The 21,762-nt window shown below is 74.6% G+C and carries 19 protein-coding genes; 7 read left to right on the forward strand and 12 right to left on the reverse strand.

From position 1 onward, the window contains the following. Positions 1-8 precede the first annotated feature (8 nt). The 4 genes from ABZ565_RS25545 to ABZ565_RS25560 all read right to left on the reverse strand — a co-directional run bounded on the left by ABZ565_RS25545 (position 9) and on the right by ABZ565_RS25560 (position 5,674). Entirely contained in the window at positions 9-2,063 is a 2,055-nt protein-coding gene (locus tag ABZ565_RS25545; protein ID WP_361031242.1) for an ATP-binding protein, read from the reverse strand. After that, entirely contained in the window at positions 2,060-2,806 is a 747-nt protein-coding gene (locus tag ABZ565_RS25550) for a DUF4255 domain-containing protein (RefSeq protein WP_361031245.1), read from the reverse strand. The genes ABZ565_RS25545 and ABZ565_RS25550 overlap by 4 nt, the downstream gene beginning before the upstream one ends. Positions 2,807-2,822: 16 nt before the next feature. Further along, positions 2,823-4,892 carry an HYR domain-containing protein gene (locus ABZ565_RS25555; RefSeq protein WP_361031248.1) on the reverse strand — a complete coding sequence of 690 codons (2,070 nt, stop codon included), beginning with the start codon at positions 4,890-4,892 and terminating at the stop codon, positions 2,823-2,825. Positions 4,893-5,047: 155 nt separating this feature from the next. Further along, on the reverse strand, positions 5,048-5,674 hold the full coding sequence (locus ABZ565_RS25560; protein ID WP_361031251.1) for a response regulator transcription factor: 627 nt from the start codon (positions 5,672-5,674) through the stop codon (positions 5,048-5,050). A 208-nt stretch (positions 5,675-5,882) separates the two neighbouring features. Here ABZ565_RS25560 and ABZ565_RS25565 point away from each other — a divergent pair, with 208 nt between their 5' ends. Continuing rightward, positions 5,883-7,220 (forward strand): hypothetical protein, encoded by a 1,338-nt coding sequence (locus ABZ565_RS25565; RefSeq protein WP_361031254.1) that lies wholly within the window; start codon positions 5,883-5,885, stop codon positions 7,218-7,220. A 7-nt stretch (positions 7,221-7,227) separates the two neighbouring features. Here the strand turns inward: ABZ565_RS25565 and ABZ565_RS25570 are convergent, their stop codons facing one another. Continuing rightward, positions 7,228-8,049: a DUF4157 domain-containing protein gene (locus ABZ565_RS25570; protein WP_361031257.1), complete on the reverse strand. Its 822-nt coding sequence runs from the start codon at positions 8,047-8,049 to the stop codon at positions 7,228-7,230. 231 nt (positions 8,050-8,280) lie between these two features. On the opposite strand from ABZ565_RS25570, the gene ABZ565_RS25575 reads away from it, so the two are divergent. Together ABZ565_RS25575 and ABZ565_RS25580 are read left to right on the forward strand one after the other, a co-directional pair. Next, on the forward strand, positions 8,281-8,691 hold the full coding sequence (locus ABZ565_RS25575) for a VOC family protein (RefSeq protein WP_147974155.1): 411 nt from the start codon (positions 8,281-8,283) through the stop codon (positions 8,689-8,691). 78 nt (positions 8,692-8,769) lie between these two features. Then, positions 8,770-9,849, forward strand: a complete 1,080-nt coding sequence (locus tag ABZ565_RS25580) for an NAD-dependent epimerase/dehydratase family protein (protein WP_361031261.1) — start codon at positions 8,770-8,772, stop codon at positions 9,847-9,849. 75 nt (positions 9,850-9,924) lie between these two features. Here the strand turns inward: ABZ565_RS25580 and ABZ565_RS25585 are convergent, their stop codons facing one another. Further along, positions 9,925-11,031, reverse strand: coding sequence for a HAMP domain-containing sensor histidine kinase (locus ABZ565_RS25585; protein WP_361031264.1), 1,107 nt, complete (start codon positions 11,029-11,031; stop codon positions 9,925-9,927). Then, complete coding sequence (locus ABZ565_RS25590) at positions 11,028-11,819, reverse strand: response regulator transcription factor (protein WP_361031267.1); 792 nt, start codon at positions 11,817-11,819, stop codon at positions 11,028-11,030. The genes ABZ565_RS25585 and ABZ565_RS25590 overlap by 4 nt, the downstream gene beginning before the upstream one ends. 124 nt (positions 11,820-11,943) lie before the next feature. Here ABZ565_RS25590 and ABZ565_RS25595 point away from each other — a divergent pair, with 124 nt between their 5' ends. The 3 genes from ABZ565_RS25595 to ABZ565_RS25605 are packed head-to-tail and all read left to right on the forward strand — an operon-like array spanning position 11,944 to position 14,239. Further along, complete coding sequence (locus ABZ565_RS25595) at positions 11,944-12,672, forward strand: glycosyltransferase family 2 protein (RefSeq protein ID WP_361031269.1); 729 nt, start codon at positions 11,944-11,946, stop codon at positions 12,670-12,672. Then, the gene (locus ABZ565_RS25600) at positions 12,669-13,337 is read left to right on the forward strand and encodes a DUF2064 domain-containing protein (protein WP_361031272.1); all 669 of its coding nucleotides are present in this window, start codon (positions 12,669-12,671) and stop codon (positions 13,335-13,337) included. The genes ABZ565_RS25595 and ABZ565_RS25600 overlap by 4 nt, the downstream gene beginning before the upstream one ends. After that, the gene (locus ABZ565_RS25605) at positions 13,334-14,239 is read left to right on the forward strand and encodes a methyltransferase domain-containing protein (RefSeq protein ID WP_361031275.1); all 906 of its coding nucleotides are present in this window, start codon (positions 13,334-13,336) and stop codon (positions 14,237-14,239) included. The genes ABZ565_RS25600 and ABZ565_RS25605 overlap by 4 nt, the downstream gene beginning before the upstream one ends. A gap of 325 nt (positions 14,240-14,564) precedes the next feature. Here ABZ565_RS25605 and ABZ565_RS25610 read toward each other — a convergent pair whose 3' ends face one another. Beyond that, positions 14,565-15,866 (reverse strand): molybdopterin-dependent oxidoreductase, encoded by a 1,302-nt coding sequence (locus tag ABZ565_RS25610; protein WP_361031278.1) that lies wholly within the window; start codon positions 15,864-15,866, stop codon positions 14,565-14,567. A gap of 165 nt (positions 15,867-16,031) precedes the next feature. Here ABZ565_RS25610 and ABZ565_RS25615 point away from each other — a divergent pair, with 165 nt between their 5' ends. Further along, positions 16,032-17,426 (forward strand): hypothetical protein, encoded by a 1,395-nt coding sequence (locus ABZ565_RS25615; RefSeq protein WP_361031281.1) that lies wholly within the window; start codon positions 16,032-16,034, stop codon positions 17,424-17,426. Positions 17,427-17,438: 12 nt separating this feature from the next. Here ABZ565_RS25615 and ABZ565_RS25620 read toward each other — a convergent pair whose 3' ends face one another. Genes ABZ565_RS25620 through ABZ565_RS25635 form a run of 4 tightly spaced genes read right to left on the reverse strand, consistent with a single transcriptional unit; the run spans position 17,439 to position 21,755 of the window. Continuing rightward, positions 17,439-18,047: an endonuclease gene (locus ABZ565_RS25620; RefSeq protein WP_361031284.1), complete on the reverse strand. Its 609-nt coding sequence runs from the start codon at positions 18,045-18,047 to the stop codon at positions 17,439-17,441. 19 nt (positions 18,048-18,066) lie between these two features. Beyond that, positions 18,067-18,951, reverse strand: coding sequence for a non-homologous end-joining DNA ligase (gene ligD, locus ABZ565_RS25625; RefSeq protein WP_361031287.1), 885 nt, complete (start codon positions 18,949-18,951; stop codon positions 18,067-18,069). Positions 18,952-18,957: 6 nt separating this feature from the next. Then, positions 18,958-19,962, reverse strand: coding sequence for an SDR family oxidoreductase (locus ABZ565_RS25630; protein ID WP_361031290.1), 1,005 nt, complete (start codon positions 19,960-19,962; stop codon positions 18,958-18,960). Beyond that, positions 19,959-21,755, reverse strand: coding sequence for a glycoside hydrolase family 15 protein (locus ABZ565_RS25635; RefSeq protein ID WP_361031292.1), 1,797 nt, complete (start codon positions 21,753-21,755; stop codon positions 19,959-19,961). The genes ABZ565_RS25630 and ABZ565_RS25635 overlap by 4 nt, the downstream gene beginning before the upstream one ends. Between the last annotated feature and the right edge of the window lie 7 nt (positions 21,756-21,762).

Genomic DNA, 21,762 nt, shown 5'->3' on the forward strand with positions numbered 1-21,762 from the left:
CACTTCATTCACGCAAGCAGCCCCAGATACGGCCCGAACTCCGAGGCCAGCGTCAGACGCCCCAGCTTCTGGTACTCCCTCTGCACCGCATGGATCAGCGTCGCCATAGTCACCGCTCCCCCCGCCTCCGCCGCCAAGTACGCCGCCGTCACCGCGATCGAGCGGATGTTGCCGCCCGCCAGCTCGAAGTTCTCGGCGCAGAAGGCGAGGTCGAGGTCCGAGGCGCGCGGGAGGGTGGGGCCCAGGCAGCGGTCCCAGAGCACGCGGCGTTGGGCCGGGTCCGGGACCGGGAAGTCCACGACCAGGTCCAGGCGGCGGGTGAAGGCGTCGTCCAGGTTGGCGCGGAGGTTGGTGGCGAGGATGGCCAGGCCGTCGAAGGACTCCATGCGCTGGAGGAGGTACGCGCTCTCCACGTTCGCGTAGCGGTCGTGCGCGTCCTTCACATCCGAGCGCTTCCCGAAAATCGCGTCCGCCTCGTCGAAGAGCAGGACCCCGTTGACCCCCGCCGCCTCCGTGAAGATGCGTTCCAGGTTCTTCTCGGTCTCGCCCACGTACTTGTCGATCACCGTCGCCAGGTCGACCGTGTAGAGGTCGAGACCGAGGTCGGCCGCGATCACCTCCGCCGACATGGTCTTGCCCGTGCCGGAGTCCCCCGCGAACAGCGCCGAGACCCCCCGCCCCCGGCCTCCCCCCGGCCGCATCGCCCACTCCCCCAGCACCCGGTCGCGGTGGCGGGCGCGGGCCGTGAGTTCGCGGAGCTGCGCGTGGGCGTCGGGTGGGAGGACCAGGTCGTCCCAGGTCACCGTGGGTTCGATGCGGCGGGCCAGGCGGTCGAGGCCGGCCGCGTTCTGGGCGCGGGCCCCCCGGCGTACGTGGTCCGGGGTGAGGGTTCCGCCGTCGAGCCGAGCCGTCTGGGCAGCGCTCAGGGCCGCCCCCCGGACCTGCTCCGGGGTGAGCAGGAACGGGGCCAGGAGGTGGTCCGGGTCGACGCCGGCCGGCACGGCGCCCGACCCCGTACGCCCGTACGCCTCACTCCACAGCGCCCCGCGCGCCGACGGCTCCACCCTCGGGGCGTGTACGAGCAGCGGCGGCACCGTGGACCAGGAGGCGTCCCACGGCACCCGGCCCACCATCACCGTCGGCACCGGCGTGCCCGTCAGCAGCCTCAGCAGGTGCGGGTGTTCGCGGGACACCGCGTCCAGCGGCGCGCACACCAGGCCCGCCCCGGTCAGCCGCGCCTCGCGGACGAGCGCCCGTACGGCGTCGGCGGGGGCCGGGTCCGCCGCCAGCCGGGCGAGGTCCACGCCCAGGACCCGGCGGCCCGCCCGCTCCAGCGCCGACGCGGCCAGGGCCGTGCCCGCACCGCCCTGGTCCTCGCTCAGGTAGACCAGGGGGACGCCGCCGGCCAGGACCCGGGCCAGAGCCGCCGGGTCGCCCACGCCTCCCACCGCCTCCCAGGGCGCCGTGACGTCCGCGATGCGCGGGTCCCTCGTGTCGTCGCCGAGCAGATGCGCCGTGACCCGGTCCGGCACGCGCAGCGCCCGGCTGAGGAACGGGCGGTCGAGGTCCTCGGCCAGCAGCAGGCCGGCGTCCCGGAGCGGGGCGGCAGCCGCCAGCCGGCCGCGCGCGACGGCGTCGGCCGGGGACACCCCGCACAGGCCGAGGGCCAGGCCGATGGACGGGCGCCGGCGGGTCACGTCGTCGTTGAGGTACCCGTAGAACGCCTCGAAGCGGTCGTCCAGGTCCGGCACGAGCGCGATGAGCAGGATCTCGGTGTCGAGCGGGGTGAGACCGAAGCCGGTCTCCAGAGCGGTGAGCCGGGACGGCCCGGTGGTCTCGCCCTCCTCCCCCACCAGGTCCGGGAACCCCCGCGCCTCCTCCTCGTTCAGCAGTCGCGCGATGTTCTCGTCGGTCAGGTACAGGCCCCGGAACGCGTCCTCGGGGTCCGGATCCGTGCGCTGACGGGTTTCCACCGCGCGGCGGACGCGCTGCTCCACGAGGGTCGCCCGGGCGAGGAGGTGGCGCAGGTTCTGGTCGTCGTGGGGGTGGCCCGGGGACGTCATGCGGTGGGGTCCTCCTCAGCCGCGGCGGCGTCGCCGGCCGAGCGCTTCTCGGTGATCCGCAGCCCCAGGCCGCGACGCGCCGCGGTGGCCGGGGGCTCCTCCCGTACCGGACGGCCGGGACGGCTTCCGTACACCGGCAGACCGCCACGCACCGGCTCCGGGGAGCCGGGCATGTCGCCGAACCGTGCGTGCAGGCCCTCGTCGCCGACCGGCGGGCCCGCCGGGTACGTCGGCGCGGCCGTGACCGGCACGCTCACCACCAGGTCGAGCGACGGTTTCAGCTCGCCGCCGAGCGCGCTCCACACGTCGGCGAAGGAGCGGTCCTCCGGCGGGGGCAGGGCGATCGACATGGGCACGGCGGCCCCGATATCGGCGAGCGATCCGGCCAGCCGCTCCGGGGGCAGTGCCTCGTACGCCAGGAGGCACGCGAGCAGGGAGGACAGCAGCCGGTGTTCGTCCTCCGGGCGCTTGGTCCACGCGGTGATCAGGTACGAGAGCTTGAAGTAGCGCGGCGGGCGGCGCCGCGCCACGACGGCGCCGCGTTCGTCGTACTCGTTGTGCAGACCGCGCTCGCGCCGCCGCATGTCCTCGCGGATGTCGTACAGGTAGAGGTTGACCATGGGGGCGTTGACCTTGGCGGCCCACTCCCGGGTGGGGGCGTCGAAGACGACCGTGATCTGGCCGCCGCCGAGCACCTCCGCCCGGATCAGGGACCGGAGTACGTCGTCCACCTCGTGGATCACCTGGTGCCCGCCCCTCTCACGTACGGCCCTTGAAGTCCGGTGGCTGGAGGTTGCGCTGGACCACGAGGACCGGCTTCTCCAGCCGTGGGAGCCCGGTGATGCCCGCGCGCAGCACGCGGGGGCCTAGGGTGTCCTTGCGCAGCACCAGCACCTGGACCTCGAAGGTGCCGTCGCGGCCCACGCGTACGCCGGTGCGGTCCGCCGTGATGCCGGTGTTCCAGGTCAGACGTACGGTCTCGCCCGGCGGGTAGTCCTTGCCGCGCGCCACGACGGGCTGGCCGGGTTTGGCGACCTGCGGGGTGACGGTGAGGGAGAGCTTGAGGACGCGAAGCCTCGCCGTGTCCCGGTCGTTGACGGGGTGCAGGTCACCCAGCATGCCGCTCACGGTGGCGCGTACGTCTCCGGTGACCGGCGCACGGTACGTGCCGGTCTGGGTCAGCTCGATCCGGCCACCGGGCGGGATGGTGCAGGGGGCGGCGGCCGTGCAGCGGCCGAGGGAGGTCAGCGTGCGGTCCTTCGCCTTGCCGGGCTTCGGCCAGCTCGTGGCGAGGACGACGTCCCTCGCGGTGTCCGGCCCCGCGTTGGTGACGGTGAACCGGGCGTCGGTCCGGCGGCCGATGTACCTGCGGCCGGGGCTGAGGTCGGCCTTGACGGCGACGTCCGTCGCGGGGGGCGGAGGCAGCGGCGGCGGTGGCGGCGGCAGCACCTGGAACACGGCGGTGTCCGTGGCAGTGTTGCCCGCCGCGTCCGTGGCGGTGCAGGTGACCGTGGTCGGGCCGATCGGGAAGAGGGACCCGGACGCGGGGGTGCAGGCGACGGGGAGGCGGCCGTCCTGGGCGTCCCTGGCGGTCGCCCGGTAGCTGATCCTCGTACCGTCCTCGTCGTCCGCCCTGGCGATGCGGTCGTCCACGGTGACGACGGGCACGTCGACGTCGTTCACGTCGATGGTGATCGTCTGCTGGAAGTCGGGGTCGGGCGCGGCCGTGGGGGCGAGTCGGGCCGTGCCCGGGATCTGCGGGCCGAGCAGGAACTGGACGGTGCAGGTGAGGTGGGCGCCCTGCGGGGCGTCGGCCGCGACGTCGATGGTCTCGGCGAAGTGGGCGGTTTCGCCGCTGGTCACCCGGCGGGTGGGCGGGTCGAGCGCGACGGTGAGGTAGGGGCTGCAGTCGCTGAGCTGGTGGCCGACGGAGGTGGGGAGGTTGTCCATGCCGTCGACGATGGCCTGGGCGACCTCGTCGCCCTGGATGCCTTCGAGGAGCCGGCCCTGGGTGGCTTCGATGATGCGGGTGGCCTGGCCCGCGTCGGTCGGCGGCTTCTCGACCTGGTCGGGGTAGTCGGGATTGTGCGCGTTGCCGGTGCCGTTGAGCCCGTCGCCGAGTGCGCTGTCCACGTCGACGCCGACCACCCGGACGCCCTTGTCCTGGAGGGCGAAGATCGTGTCGTCAATGGTGTGGCCGGCGCTCGGTGCGTGGCTGGACGCGTCGCTGACCAGGACGATCACCGGGTTGGAGCCCTCGCGGAACACCGTCTCGCCGCCGGCTCCGTCGGCGATCTGCCAGAGGCCGTTGATCCAGTCCTCGGACGGGCCCATGCTGTAGGCCCCCAGGTCCGTCGTCAGCTTGTCGACTCCCTGCTGCACCTTGACGAGGTCGTCCGTGAGGCCCTGGAGGACCTTGAAGCCGGCGCCTGGATCGACTTGCTGATCCCCGAAGGTGGCGACGGCGAAGCGCGACTCGGGCCGTGCGGCCAGGACCTTCTGGGTGATGGCGGGCAGGTTCTGCTGCACGCTGGCTATGGGCTCCTCCATGCTGCCCGTGCCGTCCACCAGCAGGACGACCTCGGGTTTCGGCGGGATCGCCGGCGTACGCACCGACTTGTCGACACTCGTGGAGCCACCCGGATCGAGCGCTTCGTGCACGGTCGCCGGGGTGACCCACGGGTCCGGGGGGACGGGCACGGCGGGGGCGGCGCCGGCCGAGCCCGGCCCGGGGACGAACGCGGTGGCCAGCAGGAGCAGGGCGAGCGCCGCCGGGCGGCGCGCGCCGGGCCGTCCGGGTGGGCGTCCCGCCGGCCGAATCCACCGCACAGCTTCTCTCCCCCGCACCCGGACCTCCCACCGAAGAACAGCGCCCACACGGTCCCCCGTTCGGGCGCCGCGCGCAGCGGGAAGTCAGCCCTTTCGGCGGGTAGCGCCCGCTGCCCTTTGGGGCAGCCGACCGGGCCGCATGGAGCCGGGCCGCGTCAGATCAGGCCCTGGCGCATCGCGTACGCCACCGCGTGGGACCTGTTGCGCAGTTGGAGCCGGGTCATCACGGAGTGCAGGACGTTCTTGATGGTGCGTTCGGAGTAGGCGAGCTTCGTGGCGATGTCGGCGGTGTCGTAGCCCTCGGCGACGAGGCGCAGGACGTCCACCTCGCGGGCGGCGAGTCCGGTGAAGTGCAGGCCGCGCGGGGCGAGCACCTGGCCCTGGAGCCGGCCGACCTCCGCGAGGAGCCGGCCGAGCAGGTCGGAGGGGAGGTGTCCCTCGCCCCGGGCGACCGTCCCGATGACGTGCACCAGGTGCTCGGGCGTGGACTCGGCCCGCCTGATGACCCCGACGACCCCGCATTCCGCGGCGCTCACCAGCTTCTGTTCGTCGATGTCCGTGGTGACGAGCACGGCACGGGAGTCGGTGGTCCGCTGGATGTGACGCAGTGTCGTCAGCACGTCCTCTTCCACGGCGTCCACGACCATGACGACGACTTCGGGCCAGGGCCCCTCCTCGCTCCAGTCCACGACGTTCACTTCGGGCCGTGTCCTCAATTGGCTGGCCACTCCGGCTTGCGAGATCGGGTCCTGGGCCCGTAACGCGACGGTCGTGCGCTCCATATCGTGCTCCCCCTGTATGACGGCCGGAAGCACTTCTGGCACACGCCTCGCAGCCGTGTTCGTGCGCCTCACCGGTGAGGAGGCGGACGGAAGATGCCCTGGTTCATTGAGGAGGAAACCACATCGCTTGGCCGGGGCACCGGATGTGCCCGAAAGTGTTCCTTCACGGCCGATGTACGACGTGGGCGGCGACCTTACGGTCCGCCGTATGAGTCTCACGGCAAGCCTCGACGTGTCCACCGTCAGCGCCGCACCGGGCGCGGAGACGGGTGTCCCCCTTCAGGTCCGCAACTCCGGCCGGACCGTCGAGGAGTACCGCTTCGAGGTGGTCGGTGCGTGTGCCGCCTGGGCGGCGGTGGAGCCGGCCGTGCTGTCCCTCTACCCGGGCGACTCGGGCACCGTGTCGCTCATGCTGCGGCCGCCCCGCGACGCGACGGTGCCCGCCGGCGAGACGCCCTTCGGGGTGCGGGTGGTGCCGACCGGCGAGCAGGGCGAGACGGTGGTGCCCGAGGGCCGGGTGACCGTGCTGCCGTTCACCGAGACGACGGCCGAGCTGGTCCCGCGTGGTTCGCACGGAGCGCTGGCCGGACGCCACCAGCTGGCGGTCGACAACCGGGGCAACACCCCGGTCACGGTACGCCTCGGCGCCCAGCCCGGGACCGAGCGGGCACGCGTCGTCTTCGCCGCACCCGAGCTCCGGGTAGCGCCCGGAAAAGCGGAGTTCGCGCGGCTGCGGGTGCGCCCCGTCAAGCGGATGTGGCGCGGCACGCCGGTCACGCACCCCTTCCAGGTGTTCGCCGCCACACAGGTGGTCGAGGGGCAGGACCCGGTGGAGCCGGTCCTCGTGGACGGCAGTTACGAGCAGGAGCCCCTGCTCCCCCGCTGGCTGCCCCGGGCCCTGATCACCGCCGCCGTCCTGGTGCTCGCGCTGGTCGGCCTCTGGTACGCGCTGCTGCGCCCGGCCGTGAAGTCGGCGGCACGGGAGGCGGTCACCCCGGAGGCGGTGCGGTCCGCCGCCGCGGCCGACAAGAGCAAGGCGCCGGAGCAGGGCGGCTCGGGCGGTTCCGGGGCGGGCGGGGGCGACTCCGCCGGGAGCGGTTCGGGCGGGGGCGGCGAGTCTAAGCCCACGCCGAGCGCGACCCCGAGCCCGTCGGCGGCGGCCGACGCGGGAGCGGCGACACCCACCAGCGCGCAGGTCAGGGTGCAGGACTCGCTGGGCGGCGGGACGAACACGGGGACGGCGCTCACCGTGCCGGCCGGGAAGACGTTCCAGCTGACCGACATCGTGGTCCAGAACCCGCAGGGCGACGCCGGGACGCTGGCCGTCTCCGCGGGCAGGGAGACCCGGGTACTGAGCCTGGGCCTGGAGAACTTCCGGGACTCCGACTACCACTTCGTGACGCCGATCGTGGTCCCGGCGGGCGGCAAGGTCACCATGACCATCGACTGCCGCAAGGTGGGCAGGCCGGTGGGCGCGCAGGCGCCGGCGCGGTGCGCGGAGTCGATGTTCCTGGGCGGCACGATGCGCAGCACCGGCGGCAACTGACGACACATCAGGCCGGAGGGGTTTCTTCTTCCTCCTCCGGGTTCTTCTCCTCCGCGCGCTGTACGAACGAGCCCTGGACGTCGGCGGGTTGCTCGTCCTCGTCCTCCGTGGCCGCGCGCTGGACGGCGGGCGCGGCGGAGGGTGCGGCGGTGGGGGCCGCCGGGGCGGCCGGGGCCGGGCCGGAGAGCACCCGGTCGGCATTGGCGACGGCCTCGCGTTCGAAGCGGTCCGAGGGGTCGCTGACCCGGATGCCGCCGGGGGCCTCGGTGCCTTCGACGGGTCCGCTGCGCTGCTGGATGACGTGGGTCAGTTCGTGCGCCAGCGTCGTACGGCCCTGGGGCGAGGACGGGTCGTAGGCGTCGCGCTGGAAGACGACGTTGTTGCCCACGGTGTAGGCGTGCGCGCCGACGCCCTTCGCCGATTCGTGCGCGGCCGAGTCGTTGTGGATGCGTACGTCGGAGAAGTCGGCGCCCATCCGGTTCTCCAGGTCCACCCGGGTCTCGGTGTCGAGTGGGGTGCCGCCGCCGGAGGAGATGACGTCGTGCACGGGCGAGCGCGGCTCCTCGGCCTGCTCCGGTGCCGCCGCCCGGGCGCGCTGGAGCACCGGGCCCAGCGCGGCGTTGCCGACGGTGCGCTGGAGAACGCCCATGCCGGCGGTGCCCACCACGTCGGTCCGGCCGGTGGCGGCGGCCCGGAAGAGGTGGTGGGCGTCGGAGCCGGCGGGCGCCTCGGCCGTCGCGTCGTGCGGGGGGCCGGCCGGCAGCCGCTCGTGGTCCTCCACGGGCTTCACGTGGTGCTCGTGCTCGTGCTCATGGTCCTGTGCGTTCACCGTCGTCTCCCCTGACCGCACCGGGGCGGCCGCGGCGGGCCGCCCGCTCCTACCGGCCTTCCACCCTGGGGGACGCGTCGCTGCCCCGTCCAGCCCGGCTCTGTCCGGTGCGGGGCACGGCGGGGTGCCCCTTCGGGCAGCGGGGCGGTACGGAAGGACGCCGGCGAGGGCGTGGGGAACCGGTCAGGATTCGAGAAGCGCGGCGCCGGCCCCGTGCCTAGCATGATCTTCATGGACATCACCATTCACACCAGCTTCCTCCCGCACGACGACCCGGAGGAGTCCCTCGCGTTCTACCGCGACACGCTCGGCTTCGAGGTCCGCAACGACGTCGGCCAGGGCAAGATGCGCTGGATCACCGTCGGCCCGAAGGACCAGCCGAGCACCTCCATCCTGCTGGCGCCGCCGGCCGCGGACCCGGGGATCACGGACGATGAGCGGCGCACCATCACCGAGATGATGGCCAAGGGCACCTACGGCTGGATCCTGCTCGCCACCCGCGACCTGGACGCCACCTTCGAGAAGGTGCAGGCCGGTGACGCGGAGGTGGTCCAGGAGCCGACCGAGCAGCCCTACGGCATCCGCGACTGCGCGTTCCGCGACCCGGCGGGCAACCTCGTCCGCATCCAGGAGCTCCGCTAGCCGCCGAAGGCTTACGGTCCCGTGACGTGCCACCGCCGGAGCACGTGACGGGGCCGTGCGCGTCCTAGCGTGGCGCGCATGCGCGTACTTGTCACCGGCGGTGCCGGATTCATCGGTTCGGAGATCGTCCGCGGTCTCACCTCGGCCGGGCATGAGGTGGTGGTGCTCGACGCACTGCTCCCCTCGGCACACGGTCCTTCCGTACAGCGCCCCGCCGGGGGTGCCGGCGGGCGGCTGATCGTGGCGGACGTACGGGACCGCGCGGCCGTGGACCGTGCGCTGGACGGCGTCGACGCGGTGTGCCACCAGGCGGCGATGGTCGGCCTGGGCAAGGACTTCGCGGACGCCCCGGAATACGTGGGGTGCAACGACCTGGGCACCGCGGTCCTGCTCGCCGCGATGGCGGGGGCCGGGGTGCGGAGCCTGGTGCTCGCCGGGTCGATGGTCGTGTACGGCGAGGGCCGTTACGCCTGTGCGCGCCACGGCACCGTGCGCCCCGGCCCCCGCGACCCGGCCGACCTGGCGGCGGGCCGCTTCGAGCCGCGCTGCCCGGACTGCGGGGCGGCGCTGGCCCCCGGTCTGGTCGGGGAGGACGCGCCGGCCGACCCGCGCAACGTGTACGCGGCGACGAAGCTGGCGCAGGAGCACCTGGCAGCGTCCTGGGCGCGGGCGACGGGCGGGAGCGCGGTCGCGCTGCGGTACCACAACGTGTACGGCCCCGGCATGCCCAGGGACACGCCGTACGCGGGTGTCGCCTCGTTCTTCCGGTCGGCGCTGGCCCGGGGCGAGGCGCCGCGCGTCTTCGAAGACGGCGGGCAGCGGCGCGACTTCGTCCACGTACGGGATGTGGCCGCCGCGAACACGGTGGCGCTGGAGGCCGTCGGCGCCCGCGCTCCTGGGAGCTTCGCGGCGTACAACACCGGCAGCGGCGAGCCGCACACGATCGGCGAGATGGCCGGGGCGCTGGCGGCGGCGCACGGTGGTCCGGCGCCGGTGGTGACCGGCGAGTTCCGGCTCGGGGACGTACGCCATGTGACGGCGGACTCGCGGCGGCTGAGGGAGGAGCTGGGCTGGCGGCCCGCAGTGGGGTTCGCCGAGGGCATGGCCGACTTCGCGGCGGCGCCGCTGCGGGAGGCCGGGGCGGGGCTGCCCGCCTGATCCTCACGCCAGGGGCCGGGCCGAGGCTCACGCCAGGGGCCGGGCCGAGGCTCACGCCAGGGGCCGGGCCGAGGCTCACGCCGGCGGCAGCGTCACCTCGAAGCAGCAGCCGCCGGTGACGTTGCGGACCTCCGCCCGGCCTGCGTGGGCCTCGACGATGCCGCGCACGATGGCGAGCCCGAGGCCCGCGCCGGCCGGAGGTGTACGGGCATGGCTGCCGCGCCACCCGGTGTCGAAGACCCTCGGCAGGTCCTCCTCCGGGATGCCGCCGCAGCCGTCGGTCACCGAGAGGACCACCCCGTCCGGAGCGCGGTGGGCCGCGACGGCGACCGTGCCGTCGGCGGGCGTCCGGCGGATCGCGTTGATCAGGAGGTTGCCCAGGACCCGGCTCATCTCCTTGCCGTCCACCTCCACGGGCACCTCCTCGATCCGTCCGCCGACCAGCCGCACCCCGTGCTCGCGGGCGAGCGGGTCCGCGCCGGCGAGGGCGTCGCCCACCAGGTCGTAGACGGAGACGCGGGTGGGGGTCAGCGCGAGCGAGCCCGCGTGGATGCGGGAGAGCTCGAAGAGGTCGCCGACCATGTCGTTCATCCGCTCGACCTCGGTACGGATCTGGCGCAGGTAGCGCGGCGAGTCGGCGGCCATGCCGTCCTCCAGCGCCTCGGACATGGCGCGCAGTCCCGCCAGCGGGGTGCGCAGGTCGTGCGAGATCCAGGCGACGAGTTCGCGCCGCGAGGTCTCCAGGGCGCGTTCCCGCATCCGCGAACTGTCCAGCTTGGCGCTGGTGGCGGCGAGTTCGCGGGTGAGGGCGGCGAGCTCGGCGGTGGCCGGGGCCTCGGGCGGCGCGAAGGTCCCGCCGTCGCCGAAGGAGCGGGCGGCGAGGGTCAGCTCGCGGCTGCGGGCGGCGACCCAGCGGCCCAGCAGCATCGCCGTGACCAGGGAGACCACGGCGGCCATGGCGACGACGGTCGTGACCACGCTCAGGTCGTGCGATGACAGGAACATCGCCCAGGCGACGGCCAGGGTGCCGGCGAGCATCGCGGTGACGGCCACGGCGGCCACGATGCTCAGGGAGACGACGAGCGAGCGGTGGCGGGTGAGCCGCAGTGCGAGCGCCCCGAGCAGTCCCGCCGCGGCGGCGCCGAGGAAAGCGAAGAGGGCGATGAGGAGCGTGTCGGTCATGACGGGGTTCCGGCGTCCTGGGCTTCGGTGTCACGGGCGGGCAGGTCGAGGCGGTAGCCGACGCCCCAGACCGTACGGATCAGCTCCGGGTGGGCCGGGTCGGCCTCGACCTTCCCGCGCAGCCGGCGCACATGCACGGTGACGGTGGACAGGTCCCCGAAGTCCCAGCCCCAGACCTCGCGCATCAGCTCCTCCCGGGTGAAGACCCGGCCCGGGTGGCGCAGGAGGAAGGCGAGCAGGTCGAACTCGCGGAGCGTCAGGGCCAGCCGCCCGCCCCGGCAGGTCGCGCTCCGGGCCGCCGGGTCGAGGACGAGCCCCGCGCCCTCCAGCAGCCGTGACTGCCCGGCGGGGACCGCCGCCGCCCTGGCGCGCCGCAGCACGGAGTCGACCCGCAGAACGAGCTCGCGCGGGCTGAACGGCTTGGTGACGTAGTCGTCGGCGCCGGTTTCGAGGCCGAGGATGCGGTCGTCCTCGTCGCCGCGCGCGGTGAGCATGATGACGGGCACCGGCCCCTGGGACCGCATCCGGCGGCAGACCTCGAACCCGTCCATCCCGGGCAGCATGAGGTCGAGGACGGCCAGGTCCGGCCGGCGGGCCGCGTACAGCGCGAGCGCGGCCGGGCCGTCCGCCGCCCGGGCGACGTCGTAGCCGGCCCCGGTCAGGTATCCCGCGACGACCTCGGCGACGGTCGGGTCGTCGTCCACGACGAGGACATGGCCGCGCACCGGGGCGGCGGGGGGCACCCCGACAGCGGGGGCGGGTGGCGGTGTGTCCGGGGGCGTCTGCATGGAACCACCCTGGCACCCGGGGCGGCGCGGCCGGAAACGCGGGCGGGCCGGTGGCGGGCGACGTCCATGTTTCGTAAGAATCCAAAGCCCGAAATGCCGGTTTTTGCTCCGTAGGGTGAGCCGGGTGATCCTTCCTTCCGATGACTCAGGCCCCCGCGCCGACGATGACCCAGGCCCCCACGCCGACATCGTCCTTCCCTGTCTCGACGAGGCGGCGGCCCTGCCCGGCGTGCTGGCCCGGGTGCCCCGGGGCTGGCGGGCGATCGTGGTGGACAACGGCTCGACCGACGGCTCCGCCGAGGTGGCCCGTGCGCTGGGTGCGACCGTGGTGCACGAGCCCCGGCGCGGTTTCGGCTCGGCCTGCCATGCCGGACTGCTCGCCGCCGAGGCGGAGTTCGTCTGCTTCTGCGACTGCGACGGCTCGCTGGACCCCGCGCTCCTCACGGGCTTCGTACGCCGGGTGGCCGACGGCGAGTGCGATCTGCTGCTCGGGCGGCGGCGCCCCCAGGAGCGCGGCGCCTGGCCGCTGCACGCACGGGCGGGCAACGCCGCGCTGTCCCGGATGCTGCGACGACGGACCGGTCTGCGGCTGCGCGATCTGGGCCCGCTGCGCGCCGCCCGCCGCGCGGACCTGCTGGCACTCGGGCTCACGGACCGGCGCAGCGGCTACCCGTTGCAGATGGTGGTGCGGGCGGCCGACGCGGGGCTGAGGGTGGCCGAGACGGACGTCCCGTACCTCGCGCGTACCGGGAAGTCGAAGGTCACCGGCACCTGGCTGGGCACCTGGCACGCGGTCCGCGACATGCGGGCCGTGCTGGCCGAGCCGCCGGTCCCGGCGGGGGTGCCCCAGTGAGCGCGGCGGCGCCCGGCGCCGGGCCGGCCGGTGCGACGACGGTGCTGGTCATCGCGAAGGAACCACTGCCCGGGCGGGTCAAGACCCGGCTCACTCCGCCCTTCTCCCCCGCCGAGGCCGCGCGCCTCGCGGAGGCCGCGCTCGCCGACACCCTGCACACCGTCCTGACCCTGCCGGCTGCCCGGCGCGCCGTCGTCCTGGAGGGGGCGCCCGGGCCGTGGCTGCCGCCTGGCATCGAGGTCGTGCGGCAGGGGGCGGGCGGGCTGGACGAGAGGCTGGCCGCCGCGTTCGGGGCGTGCACCGGGCCGACGCTGCTGATCGGGATGGACACCCCCCAGATCACGGTGGCCGACCTGGCCCCCGCGCTCTCCCCGGGGGCCTGGGACGGGTGCGGCGCCTGGTTCGGTCCGGCGGAGGACGGCGGGTTCTGGGCGCTGGGCCTGGCGGAGCCGGACCCCGGGCTGCTGCGCGGGGTCCCGATGTCCGTGCCGGAGACGGGTGCGGTGCAGCGGCGCCGGCTGGTCGAAGCCGGGCTGACCGTACGGGACCTGCCCCGGCTGCGGGACGTGGACACGGCGGCCGACGCGGCGGAGGTCGCCGCGCTCGCGCCGGACGGGCGGTTCGCCGCCGAACTGGCCCGGACGCGCCGGACGGCTGTCCGATGAGCCGTACCGGCCAGGAGCGGAACGTGCTGGTCCACTCGCCCACGGACCCGGAGGCCGGGCCCGGGGGCGTCGAACACGCGCTCGCGGACCTCGGCGCCGGGCCCGCGCGCAAGGCCCCCGCGCCCCAGCCCCCCGCCCGTCCGGACGCCGACGCGTGGGGCACCGACCCGTACGCCAACGCCCTGCGCAACGGTCACGGGCCGCTGTTCCTGCGCCGTACGGACGGGTGGCTGCTGCCGCTGGACGTCGAGCGCTGGTGCGCCGGGGCCGACGCGGCGGACTTGTCGGCGTTGCGCCGCTGCGAGGGCCCGGTCCTGGACGTCGGGTGCGGGCCCGGCCGGCTGGTCGCCGCGCTGGCGGCACGCGGCCACCGGGCCCTCGGGATCGACGTCAGCGAGGCGGCGGTCGCCCGGACGGTCCGGCTCGGCGGGTACGCGCTGCGCCGGTCGGTGTTCGACCCGCTGCCCGGGGAGGGCCGCTGGGGCACCGTACTGCTCGCCGACGGCAACATCGGGATCGGCGGCGACCCGGACCGGCTGCTGCGCCGGGCGGCGGAACTGCTCGCGCCCGGCGGCCTCCTCATCGCGGAGACCGTGCCGCACGACCTGGACGAGCGGGTCCGGGTGCGGCTGGACGACGGGCGTGCCCCGGACGGGTGTCCGGCGGCCGGGCTCTTCCCGTGGGCGCGGCTCGGCTCCTCCGCCCTGCTGGGGTACGCCCGCCCGCACGGGCTGCGGGCCGACGGTCAGTGGGAGGCGGACGGCCGCACCTTCGTGGCCCTGCGGCGGAGCCGGAGCGCGCGGACCCCGAACCAGAGCGCCGACAGCAGGAACAGCGCGGCCGTGGTCAGCAGCCAGTTCCCCAGGAACACATCGGGGGACAGCCCGCTCGCCGGCTCGTAGCGCTCCGGTCGCGCGATCAGCGGGAACCACACGAGCAGCAGCAGCCCGGACAGGAAGGCCGGTACCCGTACGTAGTTCACGGAGGCCGGCCGCCGCCGTCCGAGGCTGCTGCGCAGGGCCAGGTCCGCGGCCGCGTACAGAGGTACGAGCACCAGGTCGTGGACGAGGGCCGCGCCCACGAACCACACGGTGACGCCCAGCCAGTCGCCGGCGAGCAGGCGCACACCCGCGTAGCCGGCGAGCGCGAAGGAGGCGGCCAGCAGGACGAGGTGCAGGGGTCCCGCGCCGTAGCGGCGGCGCGGGAGGGCACGGGGGCCGGTGGCGTTCACAGTTCTCCGAAGGTCAGCCGGGACACCCATTTGGTGTTGAGCACCCCGGGGGCGGCGGGGACGATGATCCGGGCCGGGTATCCGTGGTCGGGTGACAGGTCCTCGCCGTTGACCTGCAACGCCAGCAGTGAACGCGGGTCGCGCACCTGGTTGTCGCGGAGCGCGGCCCGGCGGAAGGGGCCGCTGCGCTGGAGGGACTCCACCAGCACCCCGGGCGGCCGGTCCGGGTAGCCGGCGAGGGCCGCGAGGTCGCTCAGCCGCACCCCGCGCCACCACTGGTCCGAGGTGGACCAGCCCTCCACGCAGGCGATGGGCAGGGCCGCGCTCCGCTGCTCCATGGCCAGCAGCTGTTCGCGGCTGAACCGCAGGTCGCCGGCCGGACCGCTGACGGTGAGCCACCAGCCCTCGCCGGTGTCGGCGGTGGTGATCCCGACGGCGGCGGCGGTCTTGTTGATCTGGAAGCCGTTGGGGCCGGACCCGGGTTCGGCGGCGCCGCGCGGGGTCAGCACCGCGAGGCGGCGCAGGGGCCCGTCGAAGCTGCGGCCGGCCGAGGTGACCAGCAGGACGAGTGAGCCGCCGCCGACCATGGCGAGGGCGCCGCGCCGGGACAGGGTGGGCGCCGCCGGGGCGGGTGATTCCAGCACGTCGCCGGGGACCGGCCCGTTCAGTCCGCCCGTCCGCAGCACCCGTACGGCCTGCGGCGCGCGGAGCCCGGCGTGGGCGAGGAAGGCAGCGAAGAACACCCACGCCCCGTAGAAGTGCAACGGGTAGAAGGAGCCGGGGAACAGGTACTCCAGCTGGATGTTGAGCAGACCGGTCACGAACTCGAAGAGTGCCCCGCCCACCAGCAGGAGCAGCGAGATTCGCTCCAGTGCGTGGGCGGGGGACCGGGCCGGCGGCAGGGTGAAGAGCCGGGGCACCACGGACCAGAGCTTGGCCAGCAGGACGGGGACGAGGACGATCCCGACGGTGACGTGGAGTCCCTGCGTCAGCCGGTAGAGCCAGTGCGGCGAAGTCGGCCAGGGGAAGAGGTAGAAGCCGAGCAGCCCCTTGTCCGGTGTCTTGTCGTTGACCGGGGCGAGATCCGGGTTGTACGCGGCGTACGACAGCAGGCCGGTCACGAAGAGCAGCGTGATCCCGGCGAGCAGGACGAGCCCCAGCACGGCGGTGAACGGCACGCCGCGTACCGGGCTGCGCCAGAAGCCGGGTGCCGACGGCAGCCGTTCGAGGAGCGCGGCGGCGCGGGGCCGGGAAGTGGAAGCGGAGGGTGTCGGAGCATTCCGACGGCTGTCGCCCATGGGCCCGACGCTATGCCCGTGGCCTGCGCGACCGGCGGCTGCGACTCCTGACGAAACGGTGACGTCACCCCGGTGAAGGTACGGCAGGCACCGTGGATCTGACGGTTGTGTGACGCGCCCGGCCGGTACCGGCCGTCACGGTGTCCCGGTGCGTACGGTGCGTGCGTGAAGACCGAGGACCGCACCGAACCCCGTACCGAACCGGACACCGCCACGCGCTCCGGGCAGCGCTGGGACCTGGTGGCCGCCGGGGCGGGCGTGGTGCTCGTGGTCGCCGCCGCCCTGGGCGGCCGGGCCGTCGAGGACTACGCGCGGACGCTGTACGTGCACTGGCCGCCACTGCTGGCGTCCTGGTACCCGCACACGGGCCCCGGGACGGTGGCCGCTCCCGTGGTGGCCGTCGCCGTGATCGCGTACGGGCCGCTCCTCGCCCGACGGCTGCGCTGGCGGTCCCTGCTCCTGGCGGTCTACGCCTCCTCGCCGGCGTGGATCTTCTCGCTGGCGCTGATCGACGGCTGGGGGCGCGGCATCGCCGAGCGCCTGACCACCAAGCACGAGTACCTGCGGGTCATCGACCGCTTCGATGACATCGGCGCCGCGCTGCGCACCTTCGACGCGCACATCCTGCTCGACGCGCCGGACAACTGGCCCGCCCACGTCGCCGGCCACCCGCCGGGCGCCACGCTCACCTTCGTGTTCCTGGACCGGGTCGGACTCGGCGGCGGTGCCTGGGCCGGGGTCTGGTGCATTCTGACCGGCGCGTCCGCCCTGCTCGCCGTGCTGGTCACGGTGCGGGCCCTGGCCGGTGAGGACATCGCCCGGCGCGCGGTACCGTTCCTCGTCCTGGCCCCGGTCGCGGTCTGGGCCGGGACCTCGGCGGACGGGTACTTCGCGGCGGTGGCCGCCTGGTCCGTCGCGCTGCTGGCCCTGGCGGCGACGCGTACGGTGCGCGGTCCGGGGGCCGCCGCGCTGGGGGCGGGCCTCCTCTACGGCTGGGTCAGCTATCTGAGTTACGGGCTGGGGCTGATCGCGCTCCTGCTCCTGGCCGTGCTCGTGCTCGCCCGCACCGCACGGCCGCTGCCGCTCGCGCTGCTCGGGGCCCTGGTGGCACCGGTTGCCTTCACGGTGGCGGGCTTCAACTGGTGGGAGGCGTACCACGTACTCGTGGAGCGCTACCACCAGGGCGCGGGCGGGTTCCGGCCGTACGGGTACTGGGTGTGGGCGAACCTCGCCTGCACGGTGATCGCCGTGGGCCCGGCGACGGTCGCGGGGCTGCGCCGCACCTTCGGGGGTGCGCCGGGTGCCGTACGGGCGCTGCGCGGCGGGGAGACGAGCGCGCCGGACCGGCTGGTTCCACTGGTGCTGGTGGCGCTGCTCCTGCTGCTGGCGGCCGATCTGTCGGGGATGAGCAAGGCGGAGACCGAGCGGATCTGGCAGCCCTTCATGGTCTGGCTGCTCCCTGCGGCGGCACTCCTGCCCGACCGGGGCCGAAGGGGTTGGCTCGCCGTCCAGGCCGTGGTGGCCCTCGCCGTCAACCACCTGCTCTGGACGGGCTGGTGACGGCGGGGCGGGTCACTCGAGCCCGACCCGGACCAGCGCGGCGGCCAGCCGGGGCAGATCGTCGTCGGGGACGAGACCGGCCAGCTTCTCCGGTGAGCGCGGCAGCCCCAGCTCCTCGGCCGCGTCCTGGGCCCGCTTGTCGAAGGCGGGGCGGAGTTCGGGCCACAGCCCCTGGACCTCGCGGCTGAAGATGTCGGCGCCCACGGGCCCGATCCTGGGGAACTCCGTGAGCAGTTCGCGCAGTTTCCCCGCGTCCCCGCCGGCTTCCTCGCGGAGCCTCCGCAGGTCCCCGTGGTACCGGTCGAGGGCGAGTCGGGCGCCCTCGCCGAGCGCGGTGGCGGTGCTCTCGTCGTAACGCCGGTAGTGGGCGCGGCCCAGCGCGTCGACCCGGTCCTGCCAGGACGCCTCCACCATGGCGTGGGGGGTGCGCATTCCGGCGCCGAAGAGTTCGCGGGCGGCGGCGACCGCCATGCCGGCCTTGATGGGGACCGAGAACAGGGTGCACAAGGTCAGCAGCTGGTACAGCGGCATGGGCGTGTCGCGGAGCCGGATGCCGGCTTCCTCGGCGTACGTCTGCCCGTGCTCGTCCAGCAGGTTCCGCACGGTCGTGGCTCTGGACACGGTGGTGCTCCGTTCGGTTCTACGCGGTCAGCGCGTCGAGCAGGGTGCGGGCGCGGCCGAGGGAGCGGGGCCGCGGGGGGTGGTGCCAGGGGTTCCGGTCCACGAGCGCCTCGGCGTCCCGCAGGGTCCAGCGGCGGGCGTCGAGTGCCGGGTCCTCGATGTCCTCCCAGGCCAGGGGCGCGGCGACGGGGGCGCCTGGGCGGGCCCGGACCGCGTAGGGCGCGACGGCGGTCTGGGCGTAGGCGTTGCGCTGGACGTCGAGGTAGAGGCGGCCGTCGCGGGCCTTCTTCCGGGCCTCGGTGGTGAGGCGGTCGGGGTCACGGGTGACGAGCGCGTCGGCGACCGCGCGGGCGAACTCCCGTACGGAGTCGAAGTCGTCCCGGCGGTCGAGCGCCACCACGACGTGGAGTCCGCGCGAGCCCGTGGTCATGACGAGGGACGGCAGCTCCAGCTCGTCCAGGAGTCCGTGCAGTCCGAGCGCAGCCTCGCGGACCGGGGCGAAGTCGTCGCCGGGCGGGTCGAGGTCGAACACCAGCCGGTCCGGGTGGCGGGGCCGGTCGGCGCGGGAGAGGAAGCGGTGCGGGGTGATGCTCGCCTGCCCCGCGAGGTACACGAGCGTGGCGGTGTCGTCGGCGATCGGATAGGTGACGGTGCCGTCCTCCTTGGGGAGTTCGGCGCGGTGGATCCGGTCGGGGAAGTGGTCCGGAACGTCCTTCTGCATGAAGCCGTGGCCGCCGATGCCGTCGGGGAAGCGTTCCAGCATGAGGGGCCGGTCCCGCAGGTGGGGCAGCATGCGGGGGGCCACCGTGCGGTAGTAGTCGGCGAGGTCGGCCTTCGTGATGCCGTCGTCCGGGAAGAGGACCTTGTCCGGGCGGCTGATCTCCGGAATGCCGTGTGCCGTCATCGGCGCTCACCTGCCCCGTACCGCGCGCCGGCCGAGCGCCGTGGCGCCGCAGGCGGCCCCCGCCGCCATGACCGCGGCGAGGGCGGGGTGCCGGGAGGCCCACAGCTGCGGATCGCGCCGGTGGGACTCCCGGTCGAAGGTGCCGTGCGCCCCGTGGTCGGTGCCGTCGTCCACCGGCTGCCACAGGTTGTGCTCGCGGTTGCCGTCGCCGTCGTCTCCCGACTGCTGGGAGTCGAAACCCGTACGGGCGAGGTAGCGGTCGAGGAGGCCCGCGGCGAACTTGTTGGCGACGACGGTGGCGACCGTGCTGGAGCCGACGTAGTACTGCTTGCGGCCGGGGTGGTCGGCGGCGTACAGCACGGCCTCGGCGGCGACTTCCGGCTGGTAGATCGGGGGGACGGGCTGCGGGTTGCCACGCACGCGCGAGAGGACCCAGGAGAACTGCGGGGTGTTGACGGCCGGCATCTGGACCACCGTGACCCGGATCCCGCTGCCCTGGTGCATGAGTTCGGTGCGCAGGGAGGAGGTGAAGCCGTTGATGGCGTGCTTGGCCCCGCAGTACGCCGACTGGAGCGGGATGGACCGCTCGCCGAGCGCCGAGCCGACCTGGATGATCGTCCCGGCGTCGCGCGGGGTCATGTGCGTGAGTGCGGCCCGGGTGCCGTTGACGAACCCGAGGTACGTGACCTGGGTGACCCGCTCGTACTCCTCGGGCTCGATCTCGGTGAAGGGGGCGAAGACCGAGGTGAAACCGCAGTTGACCCAGACGTCGATCCGGCCGAAGACGCGCACGGCCTCGTCCGCCGCGGCCTCCACCGCGCGGTGGTCGGACACATCGGTGGGGACGGCCAGCGCGTGCCCGCCGGCCGCCTCCACCTCGCGGGCGGCCGCGTCGAGACCGGCCCGGCCCCGGGCCAGCAGGGTCACGTCGGCCCCGCGTGCCCCGAAGGCCCGGGCCACCGCCCGGCCGATGCCTGCGCTCGCTCCTGTGATGACGACGCTCTGGCTCACGATGTCTCTCCTTCGGTGGGGGCCGGTGCGGCGAGGCGGACGGAGGTTTCGAGCATCAGCGCGTGGACGAACGCCTGCGGGAGGTTGCCGCGCAGCTGCCGCTGGCCGATGTCGTACTCCTCGGTGAACAGACCCGGTGGCCCGCAGGCCGCCCGGCTGCGTTCGAACCAGCGCACCGCCTCCCGTTCGTGGCCCTGCTGGTGCTCGGCGAGCGCCATCAGGTGGCCGCACAGCAGGAACGCTCCCTCGGCCTCGGCCAGGGGGCGCTCGTCGTGCCGGAAGCGGTACGCGTAGTGGTCGTGGGTCAGCTCGGCGCGGTAGGCGTCGAGCGTGCGGACGGTCCGCGGGTCGCGGGCGCCGATGCCGCCCCGGATCGCGGGCATCAGCAGGGCGGCGTCCAGACCGGGGTCGTCCGCCGCGCGCTGCCAGCGCCCCGTGGGATGGGTGCTGGTGGCGGCCGTCCGGGCGAGGAGCGTGTCGGCCAGCCCGGCCCACGAAGCGGCCTCGGGGCAGCGGACGCTCGCGGCCATGGCCCGCAGGCCCGCCGCGCAGATGAGCCTGCTGTGCGTCCAGGCCCGGTTGTCCAGCTCCCAGATGCCCGCGTCCGGTTCGTGGTGGCGCCGTTCGATGGCCGCGACCGCGATGTCCGCCGCGCGCCGGCCGTCCGGGTCCAGCCGGCCGGCCCGGGCCGCGGCGGCGAACAGGAGCAGCGCCTCACCGAACGCGTCGAGCTGGAACTGCCGGTTGACGTGGTTGCCGATCCGGTCGCCCCCGCCCGGGTAGCCCGGGACGGGCAGCCTCTCCTGGTCGGGGACGGGCGCGCCGGTGACGGTGTAGGCGGGCGCGAGACCGGGCCCGTCCTCGTGCAGGCGCGCGGCGACGAAGCGGACGGCGTCGTCGGTCAGCCGGTGCGCGCCGGCCGCCGCCGCGGCCTGCCCGGCGTAGCACTGGTCGCGGATCCACACGTACCGGTAGTCGTAGTTGCGGCCCGCTTCGGCGCGCTCGGGGAGGCTGGTGGTGGCCGCGGCGACCATCCCGCCGGAGGCGCTGGTGAGGCCGCGCAGCACGGTGTGGGCATGGCGTGCGTCGTCGGGGGCGAGGCAGTCGGGCAGCGGCTCGGCGGCGCGGGCCCAGGCGTCCTGGGTGGCGTGCCAGGCCCGGTCCGGGTCCACCGCTTCGCCGCGCCGGACCTGGTCCTCGTCCTCGGAGAGTTCGAGGACCAGGTCGTGGTGACCGCCCGCCGGTACGGTCAGCTCCGCCGCCAGGCCCGTGCGGTGGCCGTCGCGGACGGGGTGGGCCGCCTCGGCCCCGGTCCACCGCCAGTGCAGGGGGCCGGTGCGCCCGGTCCACACCCCGGGCCGCTCGCGCCGCACCTCCCGGGAGCGGTGCGCGCCGAAGTCCGCGTGCGGTTCGAGGCGTACGGTCACCCGGGCGTCGCCCTCCACGGCGTGGATGCGGCGCAGCAGGACGGTGCGCCGCGCGTCGCCGGGGAACGCCAGGGCCTCGCGGCACTCGATGACACCGGCGGCGGTGACCCAGCGGTTGCGCCAGATCAGCGTCCCGGACTCGTAGGAGCCGCCCCATACGAAGCGCTCGGTGGGCGTGACGGTGTAGTGGCCGGGGCCGCCGATGAGGGCGGCGAAGACCGCGCCGGAGTCCCAGCGCGGGGCGCACAGCCAGGCGATGTCGCCCTGGGGGCCGACGAGCGCGCCGCGCTCCCCGTCGGCGATGAGGGCGTACTCGCGCAGTACGTGGGGCGGCGGGTTGTCGTGCGGGGGGTGCGGGCGGGTCATGCGCCTC

The organism is Streptomyces sp. NPDC016469 (assembly GCF_040632905.1).
Taxonomy (GTDB): Bacteria; Actinomycetota; Actinomycetes; order Streptomycetales; family Streptomycetaceae; genus Streptomyces.